The organism is Mesorhizobium sp. M8A.F.Ca.ET.202.01.1.1, assembly GCF_004791595.1.
Taxonomy (GTDB): domain Bacteria; phylum Pseudomonadota; class Alphaproteobacteria; order Rhizobiales; family Rhizobiaceae; genus Mesorhizobium.
This window is the reverse complement of sequence record NZ_SRUN01000056.1, coordinates 1-713: the sequence shown is the minus strand read 5'-3', so window position 1 is coordinate 713 and position 713 is coordinate 1. Positions and strand designations below refer to the sequence as shown.

Genomic DNA, 713 nt, shown 5'->3' with positions numbered 1-713 from the left:
GGTGCCGACGGCGCCGCGGTGAGTGGCGTGACGGGTTCCGGGGCAACGACGGTGGTGGGCGGCGACTTCCATGTCGTTGGCCAGTACGGCACGCTGACACTGAGCCCTGACGGCACCTATAGCTACGTGGCCAATTCCAACATCAGCAACGCATCGGCGGTGACGGACACCTTCACCTACACGCTGAAGGACGGCGACGGCGACACCTCGCAGACCACGCTGACTATCACCATCAATGACGGGGCCAACCCGTCGGTGGTCACCAACGCGGTCATCGCGGTGGACGAAGAAGGGCTCGGCACCGCCAATGCGACCGGCAGCGCGCCCGCGACCAACGTCGAGGACGGCAGCGGAACGGTGACGTTCCATGCCGGTTCCGACAACATCACCGGGGTGGCCTTCACATCGGTCGCCGGGATCACGGCGGACGTCAACGGAGTTGCCGGCGCCGACATCGTCTGGACGCTGGCCGGGCCGACCCAGATCACCGGCTCGATCAACGGCATCGACGCCATCCATATCGACCTGGTCGCATCGTCGCTGCCAATCCTGGCGGGCACCAACGGCTCGGCGACAGTCAATGTGACGCTGCTCGACAATTTCCCGCATCCCGACGCGGGTGGACAGAATGTCATCAACCTGACCGGCATCAATGTGGTCGCTACCGATTCGGACGGAGACCAGGCGAGCGCGACGGTTCAGGTCAATGTTAC

At 64.7% G+C, this 713-nt stretch carries 1 protein-coding gene; it reads left to right on the top strand.

Features of this window, described 5'->3' with window-relative positions:
• Positions 1–713, top strand: a 713-nt coding sequence (locus EN845_RS33795; protein WP_210235524.1) for a VCBS domain-containing protein, incomplete at both ends; no start/stop codon positions are given.